Origin of the sequence: Lysinibacillus sp. FSL P2-0066 (genome assembly GCF_037969495.1) — a bacterium.
Lineage (GTDB): Bacteria > Bacillota > Bacilli > Bacillales_A > Planococcaceae > Lysinibacillus > Lysinibacillus boronitolerans.
Genome location: NZ_CP150202.1, coordinates 1,471,498 through 1,489,630, shown reverse-complemented (window position 1 = coordinate 1,489,630; position 18,133 = coordinate 1,471,498). Strand labels below are relative to the sequence as shown.

General features: G+C 39.5%; 14 protein-coding genes. 3 read left to right on the top strand and 11 right to left on the bottom strand.

The features are described 5' to 3' along the window. Window positions 1-11: 11 nt before the first annotated feature. From MKZ14_RS07180 to MKZ14_RS07135, 10 genes are all read right to left on the bottom strand, one after another. Entirely contained in the window at window positions 12-1,124 is a 1,113-nt protein-coding gene (locus MKZ14_RS07180; protein ID WP_339280745.1) for a Ger(x)C family spore germination protein, read from the bottom strand. Continuing rightward, window positions 1,121-2,203 (bottom strand): GerAB/ArcD/ProY family transporter, encoded by a 1,083-nt coding sequence (locus MKZ14_RS07175; RefSeq protein ID WP_339280744.1) that lies wholly within the window; start codon window positions 2,201-2,203, stop codon window positions 1,121-1,123. Before MKZ14_RS07175 ends, MKZ14_RS07180 begins: the two co-directional genes overlap by 4 nt. Window positions 2,204-2,231: 28 nt before the next feature. Further along, on the bottom strand, window positions 2,232-3,626 hold the full coding sequence (locus tag MKZ14_RS07170; RefSeq protein WP_312124556.1) for a spore germination protein: 1,395 nt from the start codon (window positions 3,624-3,626) through the stop codon (window positions 2,232-2,234). 150 nt (window positions 3,627-3,776) lie between these two features. Continuing rightward, the gene (locus MKZ14_RS07165; RefSeq protein ID WP_258859226.1) at window positions 3,777-5,150 is read right to left on the bottom strand and encodes an amino acid permease; all 1,374 of its coding nucleotides are present in this window, start codon (window positions 5,148-5,150) and stop codon (window positions 3,777-3,779) included. 423 nt (window positions 5,151-5,573) lie between these two features. Beyond that, a complete protein-coding gene (locus MKZ14_RS07160) occupies window positions 5,574-5,783 on the bottom strand; it encodes a hypothetical protein (RefSeq protein ID WP_016995612.1) in 210 nt (69 codons plus the stop codon). A gap of 45 nt (window positions 5,784-5,828) precedes the next feature. Further along, entirely contained in the window at window positions 5,829-7,343 is a 1,515-nt protein-coding gene (locus MKZ14_RS07155) for an NCS1 family transporter (protein WP_339280743.1), read from the bottom strand. A 125-nt stretch (window positions 7,344-7,468) separates the two neighbouring features. Further along, window positions 7,469-8,731: an NAD-dependent dihydropyrimidine dehydrogenase subunit PreA gene (gene preA / locus MKZ14_RS07150; protein ID WP_016995346.1), complete on the bottom strand. Its 1,263-nt coding sequence runs from the start codon at window positions 8,729-8,731 to the stop codon at window positions 7,469-7,471. Window positions 8,732-9,060: 329 nt separating this feature from the next. Further along, window positions 9,061-10,428, bottom strand: a complete 1,368-nt coding sequence (locus MKZ14_RS07145; protein WP_339280742.1) for an NAD(P)-dependent oxidoreductase — start codon at window positions 10,426-10,428, stop codon at window positions 9,061-9,063. 100 nt (window positions 10,429-10,528) lie between these two features. Then, window positions 10,529-11,932: a dihydropyrimidinase gene (gene hydA / locus MKZ14_RS07140; RefSeq protein ID WP_333005941.1), complete on the bottom strand. Its 1,404-nt coding sequence runs from the start codon at window positions 11,930-11,932 to the stop codon at window positions 10,529-10,531. A gap of 44 nt (window positions 11,933-11,976) precedes the next feature. Further along, window positions 11,977-13,221: a Zn-dependent hydrolase gene (locus MKZ14_RS07135; RefSeq protein WP_312124552.1), complete on the bottom strand. Its 1,245-nt coding sequence runs from the start codon at window positions 13,219-13,221 to the stop codon at window positions 11,977-11,979. A 140-nt stretch (window positions 13,222-13,361) separates the two neighbouring features. Between MKZ14_RS07135 and MKZ14_RS07130 the strand changes: the two genes are divergently transcribed. The 3 genes from MKZ14_RS07130 (at window position 13,362) to MKZ14_RS07120 (ending at window position 17,599) form a co-directional block, all read left to right on the top strand. Then, window positions 13,362-14,531 (top strand): PucR family transcriptional regulator, encoded by a 1,170-nt coding sequence (locus MKZ14_RS07130; RefSeq protein WP_016995304.1) that lies wholly within the window; start codon window positions 13,362-13,364, stop codon window positions 14,529-14,531. A 172-nt stretch (window positions 14,532-14,703) separates the two neighbouring features. Continuing rightward, window positions 14,704-16,065: an aspartate aminotransferase family protein gene (locus tag MKZ14_RS07125; RefSeq protein ID WP_333005940.1), complete on the top strand. Its 1,362-nt coding sequence runs from the start codon at window positions 14,704-14,706 to the stop codon at window positions 16,063-16,065. 13 nt (window positions 16,066-16,078) lie between these two features. Continuing rightward, window positions 16,079-17,599, top strand: a complete 1,521-nt coding sequence (locus tag MKZ14_RS07120; RefSeq protein WP_339280741.1) for a CoA-acylating methylmalonate-semialdehyde dehydrogenase — start codon at window positions 16,079-16,081, stop codon at window positions 17,597-17,599. Between the two features lie 97 nt (window positions 17,600-17,696). Here the strand turns inward: MKZ14_RS07120 and MKZ14_RS07115 are convergent, their stop codons facing one another. Beyond that, window positions 17,697-18,014, bottom strand: coding sequence for a DUF378 domain-containing protein (locus MKZ14_RS07115; RefSeq protein WP_036077648.1), 318 nt, complete (start codon window positions 18,012-18,014; stop codon window positions 17,697-17,699). Between the last annotated feature and the right edge of the window lie 119 nt (window positions 18,015-18,133).

The window sequence follows — 18,133 nt, the reverse complement described above, 5'->3', positions numbered from 1 at the left end:
GGTCTTTGCTGTTATTTTAAAGTACCTGTACTAATAATGGACGTTTCTACATGGACGTTCACGTCTAATTTTCTAATAAGCTCTCTTGTTTTTTTCGATGTCCATTTTCCATGATGATACATTCTAAATTCTTCACTTAAGCCAGCTGGGTCTACCTCTGTTTTATTTAATCGCGCTAAAAATTCACTAATATCCTGTTCAAGCTGTTTATTCACATCTTTTTCCAGATCACTAATACTTTCAACTGTAAATAAATGTGATTCTCTTTCTCCCTTATATTCGCTTAGCTTACCCTTTATTTTTAAGAAAATCGTTAATTTGGGTGATTCCATATTTTTATTACTCTCTTTTTTCACACTGCTCTCGATTAAATCAATCATTACCTTTTCTTCTCCATGTCCTGCATTTAAATCAAGATGCAAAGGAGCAAGGTTTTTCTGTCCACTTAAAGCTTGAATAACGAGTGCTTCCTCAGGTTTAATTAATTCATGCATATGATTCCCTTTAAATATGGCAACGCCTTTAATCTCTAATTTTTCCCCACGTTTTTCAACATAAGGTAATACTGTATCAACTACTGGATTGGTAATCGAATACATAAAATCATGTATATTGGTATTTGGATTAAAAGCAGTATTTATACTAGGCTCTAATAGATTGTTCAAATAGAAAGTAATACTCGGCTTATCAGGATAATCCCCTTTTAAAATCGCTTCCGCATTATCCTTCACAACAGCTATCAATACTTTATTACCTACTTCCGCATTGCGATACAAGTGCTGAACGATTTTTCGAACATTCCCTTTCCGTGCAAAATCTTCGTTTACTAAGACAACTCGCAATTGATTGAAGACTATTTTCTTATCGGATTGCTTTTCTATTTCCACGATGCCGCTTGATACTAAATCTGTTGTGATAGAAAAAGTTTGTGTGTCTTTTTCTGCGTCTGGAGAATATTGGGGGATCGCTACTGTGAGTCTCATCTGATTCTCATCGATATAGTCAAAAGCCATCGAATCTACCATCCCAACATCCTCTAGAGGAACTTTTATTTCTTTTTTAGAACAGCCTGCAAGTAAAACGAAAATCAAAAAAGAAATGATGCATAGACGTTTATTTTTCATACCTGCACCTGCTTTTTTCGAATAACATATATCAGGATTAAAAACACTGGCCAGCTTACCAGCACATAGCCTACATAGTTACTTGCCATAAATAATTTTTCCTGGAATTCACGCGAAAAGGGCATTTTTACAATAAAGAAAATGATCAAGGCGATGATATACAACTGATAACTTTGCTTTTTCTTTTTAAGGAAGGTATCCATACCCCTTTTTGCACACCATACATAGGCTGTAATCGAGGATAAGATTAGAAAAACCCAAAGCGTAATGCCAATGATATCGATTCGTTCAATAAAGGTAAATTCTCCTGCCTTAAATAGGTTTAATACTGAAAACTCTACATTTTTTAATTGCCACTCTGAATAATACATGACGCTAATAGCTGTTGTGATAAAGCATAAAAATATACTAATCCAAATACCGATTAAGGAATGACGAAATGCCTTTTTTTGATCGATGATATATGGAAAATAAAATAGAATTAATTCGTAACCAAGGATCGAAAAATACCCTTGCTTTAATGCTTCATAAAATTCCTTAGGCGTAAAATTAAATAGAGGCAAAAAATGACTTGGATCACCTTTTTCAATGGCCCAGCGCGTAAAATAGAATAATCCAATGGTAATAAAAAATGTCATTATACAAAACCGTGCAATAGATTTAATACCCCCACTTACAATGTAAATAAGTAGCAGTAAAAAGCAAAGGACAGGCATGGTGATGGTTTGTTCTTGCAATGCTGTACTTTGAATTAAGTGCATATAATTACTAATAATCCCTGCACTAAAAATAATAAATTGAATAATGACGAGTAGATTTATAAATTTTCCGAGCCATTTTCCCAATAATATTTCATTCATTCGAAATAAATCATCATTGGGAAACTTCGAACAAAGCCATACCATCGCAAATAGTGTCAGGCTAGCAATCACACCAAAGAGAAGAGGCATAAATGATTGTGTGTAGCCCATAGGACTTAATTTCTGAGGGAGCGAAAGGATACCGGTACCAATCATAATACTTTGCGCTAAGAAGATGACATGATAACGATTTAACACCTTTCCTTTTGTTGTATTCAAAGTTAACCACCTCATTCCCATTCTGACACTATTTTTTCTGTGCTTTTGAAATACCAGTTTTACTTCTTATATATTTAGTTGGAAATCGCATGACACTATCCAATAAATCGCTTGGCTTTCTTGGAATGGCAGGTGTCATATAATGCGTTCCTAAAGATTTGAGACTTAATAAATGGTGGATTAACCACGCAAAGGCGAGCATCTGTCCAAACAAGCCGAATAATCCTGCTGATAAGATAAAAATATAACGGATAAATCGGCTCGTATTACTCATTAAGAAAATTGGCGGTAAGAAGGAAAGTAGCGCAGAGGTAGCGACTAATACAATGAGTATATTACTGAGTAATCCAGCTTCTACGGCCGCAGTACCAATTACAATCCCTCCTACGATACCAATTGTTTGTCCGACCTTAGCAGGCATTCGGGAGCCCGCTTCTCGCAACACTTCAATAATAAGCTCGATAAATAACACTTCAATCAGTGGTGGAAAAGGTACTTTACTTCTTGATTCTTGAAGATTTAGTAATAATTCATATGGCAAAATTTCTGGATGAAAAGTTAAGGCTGATATATACATTGGTGTAATCATGATCGTTAAGAAAAAACCAAAAAAGCGCAACATCCTTAATAAAGATGCTGTTGTCCAACGGTTGTAGTAATCCTCAATTGACACGAACATTTCAAAAAAAGATGTGGGACAGACAATAGCTAGTTGACTATTATCCATAAAAACGACGATTCTCCCATCCAGAAGATAACGGCAAATACTATCTGGACGGACTGTCATATAGTATTGAGGAAAGGGCGATAATGGATTATCCTCTATTAATTGCTTCAACACGGATATATCTGTAAATAACGGATAATCTACCTGGTCAATACGGTTTCTTAGATCATCTAAATTTTCATGGCTCACGATATTATCCATATACATAATTGATATTTTAATATTGGCTTCAGACCCTACAATTCGGTTTTCATTTTTTAGCATAGAGCTTTGAATACGTCTTCGCACTAACGAAATATTCGTTTCTAGTGATTCCGTAAATGCATCCTGTGGACCAATTACAGTTGACTCTGTTTCCGTATCCGTAATGGCCCTTGTAGGCGCACTATACGTATCGATGCTTAATAGGGCATTGGTTTCGTGGAAAAAAAGAAGGGTTTGCCCCGCATTCAATTTTTTAACGACACCCTGCACATCCTTCGGGTCAACATATTGAGCCATTTGATGTATTTGTTTCAAATTATTAGCTAATGGAATCGTCACCATGGTTTGTAAGGTCATTTTCTCGATGAGTGAGGAGAAATAAATGACCGTCACATCCCCTTCCTCTGTAGCGATCATTTTCAGTTTTACATCATCGACTTCGTTAATCTCCTGCTTTAATTTAGCGACAATCTGCTCGGGTATCTCGTTCATTTGCGCTCCACCCCTTTGTTCCGATAAATACCAGTTCATATTTTCAGTTTTATTAGTTTGTCTTTTTTTCATTTAATTATGTAAAAATTGTGCTAGCAAAAATAGCCATAAAAAAAGGATGCATCCCAATTAGAGATACATCCTTAAAGGTTATTCTATAGAATCTTTGCTGTATCGGTTTTTACCAATACCAAATACATAGTAGCTAATTGTTACGAGAACTAAGAAAATAATGCCCACTATTAATGACACGCGTGTATCATCATTGAACCACATGCCGACTAGTACCATGATTAAAAAGATAATGGTTACATAGTTTGTAATCGGTGCGAACGGCATTTTGAAAGGATGCTTTGCTAGCTGCGCTCCCTTTGCTTTTCTAAAACGAATTTGACTTATTAAAATGATAAACCATGGAATCATCCCTGGTAAAACACTTGCACTATACACATAAACAAATAAGTTTTCAGGGGCTATATAACTTAGGATAACACCCATGACTAATCCAACTAGTACACCCGCTGTTCCAAATAAAGGCACGCCATTACTAGAAAGCTTAGCGAAAAATTTTGGTGCTTGTCCATTCATAGCAAGAGTATATAACATACGTCCAGCACTATAAATTCCACTGTTACACCCTGACATTGCCGCTGTGATGACGACGAAATTAATAATACCTGCAGCAGCTGTGATACCCACCTTAGCAAATGTCGCCACGAAAGGACTACCAATTGTGCCAAGCTCATCCCAAGGATATACTGTAACAATAACAAAAATTGCCCCGATATAGAAAATTAAAATACGCCAAATAATGCTTTGGATGGCATTGGTAATCGTTTGTTGAGGATTCTTTGCTTCACCTGCTGTAATCCCAATAAGCTCCACCCCTTGATAGGCAGCAACGACTAAAGATAAGGCAAAGAAGAAGCCTGTCCAACCACCCGTAAAGAAGCCACCGTGACGCCACAGATTAGATAAGCCTATTGCTATCCCATCATTGCCAAAGCCAAAGAAGATGAGTCCGACGCCTGCAATAATCATTAAAATAATTGTAACGATTTTAATCATCGCAAACCAAAATTCAAATTCACCAAATGATTTGACAGATATGAAGTTCGCCACACCTAAAATCACCATTGCAATTAAACCAGGTATCCAAGCGGGTAATTCCGGATACCAATATTGCATATACGTTCCTACTGCTATAATTTCAGACATCCCAACAATAACCCATTGGAACCAGTTACTCCACGCTGTTAAATACCCTGCTAAAGGATGAATATATTTATAGCCAAATGTGGCAAAAGAGCCTGTACTTGGCTCCATATAAAGCATCTCACCCATTGCCCTCATAATGAAAAAAATAAAAATACCTGCAATACCATAGGCAAGGAGTACAGAAGGTCCTGTCCATTGAATAGCACTTGCTGAGCCCATAAATAGCCCTACACCAATCGTACCACCAAGTGCAATCATTTGAATATGACGTGCTTCTAATCCTCTTTTCAATTCCTTATTGGCCACTCCATAACGCCTCTTTCCTGATGTAATTTCTACGTTGACTATCCTTTAAAAATCATAAACAATTATTCTAAAAAAGACAAATGTATTTTTAGGAAAAACAAAAATTAATGATAATTTGATAGTTTCAGCAAATTGCCCTCTTTTATTTCATAAAACTCAGAAAATTCACTCTTTTATATTTTATTTCACAAAAGTAATTCACCCAATTATCAAAAGGATATAGCGCCACAGATGAGACTCTTGAGCGAACGCGAGTGAAGCGGCTCATCGGACGCTGGCGGAACGGAAAGCAACCCCACTCTTTGCCAAAAAATCTTTTTCAGCTATAGACACGATTTTTTTGCTCAATCCGCCCCTTTTTAATACAAGGAAAACACAAAAAACTCTATTCCCAATTTAACGAAAGGAATAGAGTTTACGTCTTTATTGTAGTAATGTTTGTTCCTGTAATTTTGCAGAGAAATATTTACGTGCATCTGCTGTTAGAATTTGTAGCAATGTCACTTCTTCTTGACGAGCAAATTCTACAAACATCCCACTTAAATTCTCGTAGACATATTTGATTTTAAAGCCACTATCTAAATAATGATCTACTTTTTGGATTTCCTCTGTGCTTTGTTGGAATTCAGACATGCCATCACCTCACCTTCTTTTGAAAATGTCTTGATGTTGTCTCTCTTACTCGGCACCCTTCATCTCTAACAGAGGATCTGGTTGCTCCACCAGTTCATCTTCATCTGGGACCGCCGTTGGAGCTGCTGGTTGGCCAAATATTTCGTCTAAATTATGTCCGACTGTAATACCTAAATATTTTGCATCGTTTGGATCATCTAGCTCAGCTTGTGGATACTTTTTAAACCACCAATACTTCGCTAATACATAATATACAATCGCCCCTACAGCGAACCCTACTAAAGAAGAGTAAGTTGAAAAGATATTGGCCACTGCACCGCCGATTACCCAGGCGATTAACCCAGCCATATTAAAGCCCTTATAATATTTAAATTGCCCGTCTAATTCATAAAGCTCTTTTACATGTACGCGCCGTTTACGAATCAGGTAGTAATCAGCAAATAAGATCCCTACAATCGCTGTTAAAATACCGCCAATGATTAATAGGACATTGACCATGACATCAAATAGACTCCAAGGCTGTGCAAGAATACCAATAATCCCTGCAATCACAACCCCTACCCAGAATGGCACTTTCGGTCCACCGATATTAGAGAAAATAGTAGCTGCTGGTACAACGTTGGCAGAGGTATTTGTCGACCATTGTGCTAATACAATCATCAGCAATAGAATCCCAAGAATAAAGCCGCTCGCACTCTGCTGTAAGGCATTAATTGGGTCTGCCGATGCAACTGCCATATAGCAAACTGCACCAATTGTCACAATGAATGTATTTGTAATGGGCATGACAATTAAAGAGCCTACAAGCTGTGTTTTATTACGCTTGAACCAATTACGCTCATTTTTAGGTGCCTTAAAGAATCGGGACAAGGACGGCATATCAGCTGCTAGTGTTGCCCAAAAGCCCATATTTGCCATCACCACTACCATAAAGGCGGTAAAAGCAGCGAAGCCTGTTGTTGGGGTTTCCACCCACGTCCAAATATTTTTCCCCTGAGATGTTGCATTATCTGCCAATGTGTAATACATCCAACAAGAAATTAAAATAATGACAGGGGCTGCTAAATCAGCAAAGCGCTCAATGGATTTAATACCAAGAGATGTATTAAAGAGTTGAAGCGCTGCAAACACAAGGAAGCAGATAAACCAATTATCAAAGCCAAACAATAAATTTAAAATTCCGTTTATTGCTAATGCACCAAAATACGTATTCAAACCAAACCAACAGGCAGCTGTAACACCACGTACAAGGGAAGGTATATGCGTACCGAATGTGCCAAATGGTGCGCGCATATAAACAGGGAAAGATAATCCATGCTCTATGCCGATATCACCAATTAACGTCATAAAGACGCCGATTAAACAAGAACCTACCAATGTTGCCACAATCACCATTGGTAAGGATAAATTCATGATAGCCGAACCACCAATGGCAAAAGCCGCTAATACAATTGCCATTCCTATCCAAATCACTGCAAAACCAAATGTTCCAATATTTCTTTGTTGATGTGTCACTGGAAGTAAATCTGGGGATTTTAAATAATTCCCTTCACGTTCCATAATGTTTCTCTCCTTTTTTTCTAATTTCCGTGACAACCTACTTGAAGTGCCTTCCTTCACCCAAAAATGCTGAAGGAAGGTGGAATTTCGATTTTAATCTTTATTCAAAATTGAACATAGGTGCTTTATTTTGATAGACTGCTCAGAAGTGATTGGCGTTCATTCCATGTCATTGACGGAATTGTGGATGGACGTTCAACCATTGAAATGGCGCCATCGACAGGACAAACAATTGAGCATAAATTACAGCCTACACAGTCTTCCTCACGAACCTTTAGCATTGGACGACCATCCTCCGTATAAAGGTCAATACATTGATGGGATGTATCCTCACAAGCAATATGGCATTTATTGCAATTAATACAAACATCATTATTAATTTCTGCAACAATTTTATAATTTAAATCTAAATCACCCCAGTTTGAATACCTTTGCACAGAGCGACCAACTAAATCCATGACTGAAGCTAGACCTTTCTCATCTAAGTAGTTATTCAGCCCATCAATCATATCCTCCACAATACTAAAGCCATGATGCATTGCTGCTGTACATACCTGTACGCCTGTCGCACCCATTAGGATAAATTCCGCTGCATCTTGCCAATTGGAGATCCCCCCAATGCCGGAAATCGGTACATTGACTAATGGATTACGGGCACATTCTGCAACCATGTTCAGTGCAATTGGTTTAACCGCTGGGCCACAATAGCCCCCATGAGCTCCTTTGCCAGCCACATGTGGTATGGTATTCCAAGAGTCTAAATCAACACCTGCTAAACTGTTAATCGTATTGATCATACTAACAGCATCTGCGCCACCTCGTGTTGCCGCTTCGGCCGTCACGGTAATATCCGTAATGTTTGGCGTTAGTTTAACAATGACGGGTGTACGTGCCGCTTCCTTTACCCAGTACGTTTGTTTTTCCACCAATTCAGGGACTTGACCAGAGGCAGAACCCATGCCTCGTTCTGCCATCCCATGTGGACAACCAAAGTTAAGCTCAAGACCATCAACCCCCACATCTTCTACTCGTTTGACAATTTCATGCCATTTTTCTTGCTTTGGTTCCACCATTAACGAGGCAATAATTGCGTGATTAGGAAATTTCTTTTTCGTCTCATAAATTTCTTGTAAATTCACTTCTAATGGCCGATCCGTAATTAATTCAATATTATTAAAGCCTGCCACACGTTGGCCATTATAGCTAACGGCTGCAAAACGGGAAGACACATTTAAAATCGGTTCTCCTAACGTTTTCCAGACTGCGCCACCCCAGCCCGCTTCAAATGCACGCTGTACTTGATAGCCTGAATTCGTTGGTGGAGCAGATGCTAGCCAAAATGGATTCGGCGATTTGATACCCGCTAAATTAATGCGTAAGTCTGCCATATAAGTTCCCCCTCTATCCGTACTAACAATCTTTTGTCAACTGAAAGCATAGTGCCAGATACAGGCTGTATGACCATCATTTCAAAACATCGAATCATGTATTCTTTCAGATGGGGGATTAACAGCCTGTAAAAACCCGATTGGTGAATCTAACAATCAGTGGAGCCTCCACTGATTGAAGGTTCACTTTATCCCGTATTAACAGGCTGTATGACCATCATTTCAAAACATCGAATCATGTATTCTTTCAGATGGGGGATTAACAGCCTGTAAAAACCCGATTGGTGAATCTAACAATCAGAGGAGCCTCCACTGATTGAAGGTTCACTTTATGCAATCTCACTTGGTTTTCTTAAGCGTTCATGAATCTTATATGCTGCATCTTTTCCTTGCTGTACAGCGGTCACTACCATCGCTTCACCCTGTCCATTGCCAAAGACAACATCTCCACATGCAAATACCTTGTCATTGGACGTTTGCATTGTTGTCTCATCAATATCGACAACACCATTTGTATGAGCTAAACCAAAGGCTTCAATTAACGATACAAAACGAGTTTGCCCGATGGCTTTAATAACAGCATCCACTTCAATGATAAAATTGGAGCCCTTTACTTCTTCTGGGCGTTGTCGACCATCAGGACCCGCCTCACCGAGCTTCATTTTCACACATTCAATCCCTGTCACCTTACCTGCTTCATTGCCAATAATTTTCTTTGGTGCCGTTAGCCATTTAAATTCCACGCCATCCTGCTTGGCAAATTCATACTCAAATTTGTATGCCGTCATTTCTTTTTGTGTTCTTCTATAAAGAATTTGTACATTGTCTGCGCCTAAACGTACCGCACTTGTAGCACCGTCTATCGCCGTGTTTCCAGCACCGATTATGGCTACTCGTTTCCCTACAATATCATTTGTAAGCGGTCCCATTTTTGTTTTTCGAATAAACTCAATGGCATCATGTACCCCTTCTAATTCTTCCCCATCAATGCCCAAATTTGGGACAGCACCCATACCGACAGCTAAAATCACACTGTCATACTGAGCCAAAATTTCATCAGCAGAAATATCCTCACCTACAGCTGTATTCGTTTGAATGTCCACACCGAGCTGTTCAATCTGCTCTACTTCCCAATCTACGACATCATTTGGTAATCGGAACGCTACAATTCCATAGCTTCCTAAGCCACCAGCCTTCGCTTCAGCCTCATAGATAGTTACTTGATAGCCTAAGCGACTGAGTTCACGTGCTGCCGACAAACCAGCAGGACCTGCCCCTACAATGGCTACTTTCTGTCCATTATGTGGACCTGCCTTAAATAGCTGAGCATTGGTTTCCATTGCCCAATCCGTTGCATAACGTTGTAACTCACCAATTTTAATTGGCTTTGTTGAAGAATTTAAGACACACGCCCCTTCACACAGTTCTTCCGTTGGACAAACTCTTGCACAGCTTGCACCAATTGGGTTTGCTTCTAATATAGTCGTCGCAGAACCCTTCATATTACCAGATGCAATTTTTTTTATGAAATTTGGTATTTGAATACTTGTTGGACACGCTTTAATACATGGTGCGTCGTAGCAATACAAACAACGATTAGCTTCCTCAATAGCCTCATTCTTTGTCATCTTACCTTTTAATTCTACAAAATTACGTCTAAGCTGCACGGTCATTGCATTTTCTTGAATCGGAGCCATTTCCACATCCCCCTCATGTGTTCATTTTTTCCAATACCCTAATTACGAAACCGATTGCTTTGCTCTCCAGTCAAAACAATCGGTCCTATCCTACAGGAAGCTAAATGTTTAGTGCTTCCGCAGCTACCGTTTTTAATGGACGTTTAATGTATCGCCCGCTGCCAAGTACCCCTACAAATTCTTTATTTTTAATGACATATTCCCCACGTACGAGTACACTAACAGGCTCACCTGTTACCTCCCAGCCTTCATATGGGTTATAGTCCACATTCATATGATGTGTTTTAGCCGAAATTTGGCGCTGTGCATCTGGGTCAAAAATGACGATATCCGCATCTGAACCAATTGCAATCGTTCCTTTTTGCGGGAATAAGCCAAATATTTTTGCGGCACTAGTAGAGATCATATCAACAAATTCATTGATGGAAATTCTACCTTTTGCCACGCCCTCTGAGTATAAAATACTGAAGCGGTCTTCAATGAATGGTCCGCCATTTGGAATTTTCGAGAAATCATTTAAGCCTAGCTGCTTTTTACCCTTAAAGCTAAAGGAGCATTGGTCTGAGCCGATTGTCTGAAGCTGTTTCGCCTTTAAGGCATTCCATAAATGTTCCTGATGATATTTAGGTCGAAGTGGAGGTGACCAAACATATTTGGCTCCCTCAAAGCCAGGTTGTGCTAGTGCTGATTGATCGAGCGTTAAATACGGTGGACAAGTTTCACCATAAACATCATAGCCCTTCTCACGGGCAGCGATAATTTCATCTACCGCTTCTTTACATGTCACATGCACCACATAGAGCTTCGCACCAGCTATATGAGCTAATTCGATAGCACGCTTTGTTGCTTCGCCCTCCAATTCCGCTGGACGAGTCAGTGCATGATAGATGGGTTCCTTATGTCCTGCACGTCTTGCTTCCTCTACTAGCTCATCAATAACAGAGCCATTTTCACAATGGACCATCACAAGCGCACCGAGATCCTTGGCGATTTTAAAGGCTTTAAATAGTGTACGATCTGTCGCTTGGAATTCTTTTGCATACGCCATAAAAACTTTTACAGAGGTAATGCCCTCTTGCTCCAATAGCTGCGGTAATTCGGCTTCGGTTTCAGGTGTTAAATCACCAATCATCAAGTGGAAGCCATAGTCAATAGCTGACTTTCCCTTTGCCTTGTCATGCCATTTCTCTACGGCTGTCGATAATTTTTCTTCCCCTGCTGTTAAGCAGAAATCTAAAATAGTAGTTGTCCCACCAAAAGCCGCTGCAATGGTGCCTGATTTCCAATCATCATCTGTCACCGTGTTATTGAATGGCATGTCTAAATGCGTATGGGGATCAATGCCACCAGGCAATACGTACTTGCCTGTAGCATCAATAATTTCAGCGCCAGCATCCGTTAAATTTTGTCCAATTTGAACAATTTTACCGTTATCAATTAAAATATCTGCCTCAAATACATCAGCAGCTGTTGCTACTCTTCCACCTTTAATGATTTTTTTCACTATGCCTCTCACCCTTCATCACAAAATTAGAGAATGCTTGATAGTTAATGCAGTGTATATGTTTCGCCCATACTAAACTTCGTTTGTAGCGTTAACACCGTTTCCAATAAAATATCTGCGCCCTTTACACAATCTTCAAAGGCTGTTTCCTCTTCTTCACAATGACTCTTCCCTTCAATACTTGGAACAAAAATCATCGCGGAAGGAACCATACTTGCCATATACTGTGCATCATGTCCAGCGCCACTAAACATACGATGAGATGAATAGCCAAAGCTTTGACAAGCTCTTTCTACTTCATTGCAAATCGCACTATCAAAATACACGGTATCCCTGCCCCATAACTTGACAGGCTGAATATGGCATCCGCCTGCTGTCTCTGGAAGCGCGTTGAGAATATCCTCAACCTGTTGCATGACCTCTGGTTTCTGGTGACGTGAATCAATTGTAAATGTTACCTTATTTGGGATGACAGTATGAATATTCGGGGAAACATTCATACGACCAAAAGTAAAAACAAGTTGTTCGTCAATTTTTCCTAATTGCTCATATAGCTCTGTAATGATGGTCGATGCCACAATCATCGGGTCTTTACGCATTGACATTGGTGTTGTACCTGCATGGTTTGATTGCCCACTAATTGTAATTTCATAGCAGACCATGCCTAGTACACCCTCAACCACACCAATTTCCTGCTGTTTTGCTTCTAATACTGGCCCTTGTTCAATATGCAATTCGATATAAGCAAGTGCTTCCTTCAGACGATTGGCTTGCTCTCCCTCATAGCCACTTGCTTGTAAAGCTTCTTGAAAACGTATGCCATGTTTATCTGTGGATTGTAGCATTTTTTCTTTGTCGAATTTCGAGGTGATAACGCCTGAACTCATCATGGCTGGATCAAAACGTGCCCCTTCTTCATTCGTGAAATTGACAATCGTAAGTGGAATGTCCACCTCGATATCATTTTCCTTTATTGTTCGAATGGCCTCGATCGCTGTTAGTACACCTAACACGCCATCAAATCTTCCACCTTTTTCAACTGAATCTAGATGGGAGCCCATGACAATGGGTGGCACATTTTTTTTGCCAGGGAGAGTGGCATAGATGTTGCCCATATCGTCCACCTGGATAGCCATCCCTAACGCTTTGCAACACTCACAAAAATAGTTTCTTGCTAATACATCCTCATTCGAAAGAGACAAACGTGTGACGCCACCATTTTCAGTGGCTCCAAATTGACTAAATTGTTCAATTAACTCTTGCAATCGTCTACTATTACATTTATACATATGCAAGTCCTCTCTTTCACAGTAGTTAATAAACATTCTAAAATAGATAAAATTTGTGAGATATGGATAGTAAACTAAAAAAATATGTGCAACTGCACATCATATATGGTAAGTTATGTTCATAATTAAGGGGGGGAAGTATGGGGACGATTCGTAAAATTGTAGAGGGAGTTCAATTCCCAATGCTCACATTAGTCGCTGGACATAGTGGTACGTATCGCAGAGTTACTGGTATTAATGTTGTGGAAAGCAGTGATTTAATCATGTTTTGTAGACCCAATGAATTGGTCGTCACAACAGGCATTCATTTAGATGCACAGCAAGATTCCTTGGAACAGCTTGTCAAACAGGCTTACACGAAAAAAGTAGCTGGCTTTATCATTAATACAGGACCATTCATTCCTAAAATTCCAGAAGCCGTCATCTCTTTTGCCAATCAACATGATTTCCCTATTTTTCAAATGCCATGGAATTATCGCATTGCCGATCTATTAAAAACTACCTTTCAATTTATTGCCAATCACCATCAAGAGCTTTCTATCGAAGAAAAGGTTCTTTTCAATCTACTATTTCATTTCAAACAAAACGCTAACACAATGAAAGATCAACTAGCACAGCTAGGATTTCCTCAAGGAAGAGAACTAGCGATCATAACTTGTACAACCATTGGCTCTCAGGCAGCTATTGATCGTTATGAGGTGATGATCCAATTCGCTTTTCAAAATCGCTATCAACGCTTCTTAAAATTAAAGCATAAAAATCACCTCATCTTTTTAATTGATAAAGCACAAATCAATACACCTAATATACCTTTCTCAAAAGTTGTAGAAGAAATCTATGAAAAAATCACGTTAAAAAATGGCTACTTGGATATTATTATCGGCAAAGGCAACTTTCATAAAGAGCTAGAAAATGTTCGCAAAAGCTATGATGAGTCCTTAACCGTCATTCATTTCGCACAGCTTCATAACAATCGTTATTTATATAAATACAAAGAAATTGGTGCCTATAAAATATTGATGGCTGTAAAAAACCAGCCCCTCATGAAGTCGTTCAGTCAGGACATTTTAGGACAGCTTTATCGCTATGATGAATTACATGGGACAGACTATGTACCTTTTTTACGTATTTTTGTTGAGGAAAATGGCAGTACAAGCAGGATTAGTGAACGTCAATTTATACATCGTAACACGGTCCTTTATAAAATTAAGAAAATTGAAATGCTATTGGATATGGACTTAAGCAATCCCTTTACAAAGACTAATTTATATATTGCCTTTTTAATTGAAGATGTCTTAATGCATCAGTAGCCTGTTACGCCTTTAAATTAACTGAATTTTCTTTCTCATTAAATACTCCTTCTAAAATTCTTGAAGCATACATATAAAGTACAAATGGGGTCGACTGTGCATTTTTGTTGTCCACATCTGACGAAAACATATGCATGCTAATCAACTACCTGTTCAGAAGGAGTGAAGCTTCGTGACAAATGTAACAAGTCCCAATTGGCAAGTAAAAGATGAACAATTTGTATGGCACTCTATGAAGCCATACAATCCAAAAGCAACAATGATTGTCCAATCCTCTAAAGGGGCATGGATTACCGACATTGAAGGCAAACGCTATTTAGATGCAATGGCAGGTTTATGGTGTGTAAACGTTGGCTATGGACGAGAGGATATTGCCAAAGCTGCCTATGAGCAATTGCTAGAAAATACGTATACACCCTTATCTGTTGGGCATATCCCTGCTATTCAATTAAGCGAAAAAATTAGTGAACTTTTAGGGGATGATTATGTTGTCTTCTTCTCCAATAGTGGCTCCGAGGCAAATGAGGCGGCCTTCAAAATTGCTAGACAATATCATCAACAAAAAGGTCACGTCAATCGAACAAAAATTATTTCTCGTTACCGTGCCTATCATGGTAGCTCCATGGGTGCACTAGCAGCAACTGGACAAGCTCAACGAAAATATAAATATGAGCCACTGGCACCAGGTTTTTTACATGTCACACCACCTGACACTTATCGTGCCAATGAAGACCATATTCAAAGTAAGGACCCTTGTGCATTACCATCCGTCCAAGCAATCGATCATGTCATGACTTGGGAAATGTCAGATTCCATAGCAGCAGTCATAATGGAGCCTATTATTACTGGCGGTGGTGTAATTATGCCCCACGACAGCTACTTACAAGGAGTTAAAGCTGTTTGTGAGAAGCATGGCGCACTACTCATTGTCGATGAAGTAATTTGCGGTTTTGGTCGTACAGGCAAAGCTTTTGGATTCCAAAACTACGGCATCCAGCCAGATATTGTGACAATGGCGAAAGGCTTAACAAGCGCTTATATGCCACTATCTGCCACAGCGGTTCGTCGTGAAATTTATGAGGCGTTTGCTGGAACTGAGGACTATGACTTTTTCCGTCATGTCAACACATTTGGTGGATCACCAGCAGCATGTGCCGTCGCATTAAAAAATATTGAAATAATGGAGAAGGAAAATTTATTTGCCCACTCGGCTACACTAGGTGCTACATTACTCACTACATTACAGGAGCAATTAAAGGAGCACCCGAATGTTGGAGATATTCGTGGGAAAGGCTTATTAATTGGCGTAGAGCTAGTGCAAGATAAAGTCAGCAAAACACCACTCGACATTACACTTGTGAACAAAGTGATCACACAATGTAAGGAACAAGGGTTAATCATTGGGAAAAACGGTGTAACCGTTGCAGGCTTCAATAATGTGTTAACCTTATCTCCTCCTCTGATTATTTCCTCAGATGAGAAGAATTTCATTGTTGAAAAATTTGTGCAAGCCTTACATTCTATTAAACTGTAGGAGGAATAGCCAGATGGTAACGAATACAGACATACAGGAGTTAGGTCATTTTATCAATGGGCAAACAGCTCTAGGGAAAAGCGGTCAGTTTTCAGATGTTTACAATCCAAGCACTGGTGCTGTCATTGCTCGTGTTCCTTTGGCAACAAAACAAGAGGTACAGGAAGCAATCAATGCTGCCCAAGCGGCTTTTCCTGCTTGGCGCGCCTTATCCGTTGGTAAACGAGCTGAAATTGTCCTTAAATTCCGCCAGCTCATAACAGAAAATATCGATGAGCTAATTGATATGATCTGCACGGAGAGTGGCAAAACGATTGAGGATGCCAAGGGCGAAATTACACGCGGTTTAGAATCTGTTGATCTAGCGATCAATGCCCCACATTTACTTAAAGGAGAGTATTCTGTGAATGTTGGTGGTCATATCAATGCTTATTCTCTGAAAGAACCATTAGGCATAGTAGCAGCTATCTCACCATTTAATTTCCCTGTCATGGTACCACTAGCAATTACAAGCATGGCGGTGGCTGTAGGAAACTGTGTGATTCTGAAGCCGTCAGAGCGGGTTCCTTGCTCTGCTTTATTTTTATCAGAACTGTGGAAAGAGGCAGGCTTACCTGATGGGGTTTGGACAGTTATTAATGGGGATAAAGATGCTGTTAATGAACTATTATGTCATCCAGCCATTGAAGCGATTTCCTTTGTAGGCTCTACGCCAGTTGCAGAAGCCATTTATGCTACAGCCTCTAAACATGGGAAGCGTGTCACAGCACTAGGCGGAGGTAAAAATAATATGGTGGTTATGCCAGATGCTGACTTAGAACATGTAGCAAATGCTTTTTTAGGGGCTGCCTATGGAGCTGCCTCCCAGCGTTGTATGGCACTGTCAACCATTATTCCTGTTGGTGAGGATACAGCGAATAAATTAGTGGGTATTCTTGCCGATAAAATTGCCAAATTAAAAGTGGGTCCCTATACAGATGCCGAAGTTGATTTTGGACCAGTCATCACGCAGCAATCAAAGGACGCCATCATTGGCTATATTAATCGTAGCCTAGAAGAAGGCGCTACACTGGTCTGCGATGGACGAAATCCGGAAATTGCCAAACAATCGAACGGCTTCTATCTTGGACCTACATTACTCGATCATGTAAAGCCTGGAATGGAAATTTATGAGCAAGAGGTTTTTGGGCCTGCACGTAATATCGTCCGCGTGGCAACATTAGAGGAAGCTATCGCCCTTATTAATGCCCATGAATTAGGAAATGGTGTAACCATCTTTACGAACAATGGTGCAGCCGCTCGAAAGTTTACTACTGAAATTGAAGTAGGTATGGTAGGCGTTAATGTACCGATTCCTATTCCAGTAGGCTATCATAACTTTGGTGGCTGGAAACGTTCGAGGTTTGGGGAGGGGCATATGTTTGGACCTGACCAAGTACGTTTCTTCACTAAAGCGAAAACCATTTCAGAAAAGTGGATAGAACAAGGGAATGATGTTACCTCATCCTTTGCATTTCCAAGTAATCAAGACTAAAAAACAAATATTCGCGTAGTCAGAAGCTACGCGAATATTTATGCTTGCTATTGAAAAAACTGACAAGCCAACAGGGTCACCAATTTTTACAGTTTAACTACTTGTTCTTTTTTTTCACTTCTTTTTCTCTTACTTCAGAGAAATCTGCTTCTTCCCCAGCCTCCATGCCATAGCTAGGATTTCTATCCATACGAGTGAATGTATCCACATCATCCTCGTCTTCAAATCGCTTTACAAGAATTGGAATCGAAATTAGCCCAGCAAGACCAACGAGTGCATAAATCCAACGAGATAAGACCGCCGTTTGTCCACCAAATAAATAAGCCACTAAATCAAATCTAAAGAATCCAATGAGTCCCCAGTTGATTGCACCTATAATAACTAATACTAAGGCGATTCTATATAGCACGCTCATGTGTACACCTCCTTTATCATCAATACTCCAAGCTATATTTCTTAGCAGGGAGGTGTCATAAAAAGCGATAAAATGACAAAGACTAGTCATTACAACCGCCGTTTTGACGGTCTTATTTT

Bases quoted from the DNA above. Each gene is read 5' to 3' on its own strand.
- preA (WP_016995346.1), bottom strand. From the start codon at position 8,731: ATGGCAGACTTACGCATTAATTTAGCGGGTATCAAATCGCCGAATCCA.
- MKZ14_RS07135 (WP_312124552.1), bottom strand. From the start codon at position 13,221: ATGTATAAATGTAATAGTAGACGATTGCAAGAGTTAATTGAACAATTT.
- MKZ14_RS07155 (WP_339280743.1), bottom strand. From the start codon at position 7,343: ATGGAACGTGAAGGGAATTATTTAAAATCCCCAGATTTACTTCCAGTG.
- MKZ14_RS07120 (WP_339280741.1), top strand. From the start codon at position 16,079: ATGGTAACGAATACAGACATACAGGAGTTAGGTCATTTTATCAATGGG.
- MKZ14_RS07180 (WP_339280745.1), bottom strand. From the start codon at position 1,124: ATGAAAAATAAACGTCTATGCATCATTTCTTTTTTGATTTTCGTTTTA.
- MKZ14_RS07170 (WP_312124556.1), bottom strand. From the start codon at position 3,626: ATGAACGAGATACCCGAGCAGATTGTCGCTAAATTAAAGCAGGAGATT.
- MKZ14_RS07115 (WP_036077648.1), bottom strand. From the start codon at position 18,014: ATGAGCGTGCTATATAGAATCGCCTTAGTATTAGTTATTATAGGTGCA.
- MKZ14_RS07145 (WP_339280742.1), bottom strand. From the start codon at position 10,428: ATGGCTCCGATTCAAGAAAATGCAATGACCGTGCAGCTTAGACGTAAT.
- MKZ14_RS07160 (WP_016995612.1), bottom strand. From the start codon at position 5,783: ATGTCTGAATTCCAACAAAGCACAGAGGAAATCCAAAAAGTAGATCAT.
- MKZ14_RS07130 (WP_016995304.1), top strand. From the start codon at position 13,362: ATGGGGACGATTCGTAAAATTGTAGAGGGAGTTCAATTCCCAATGCTC.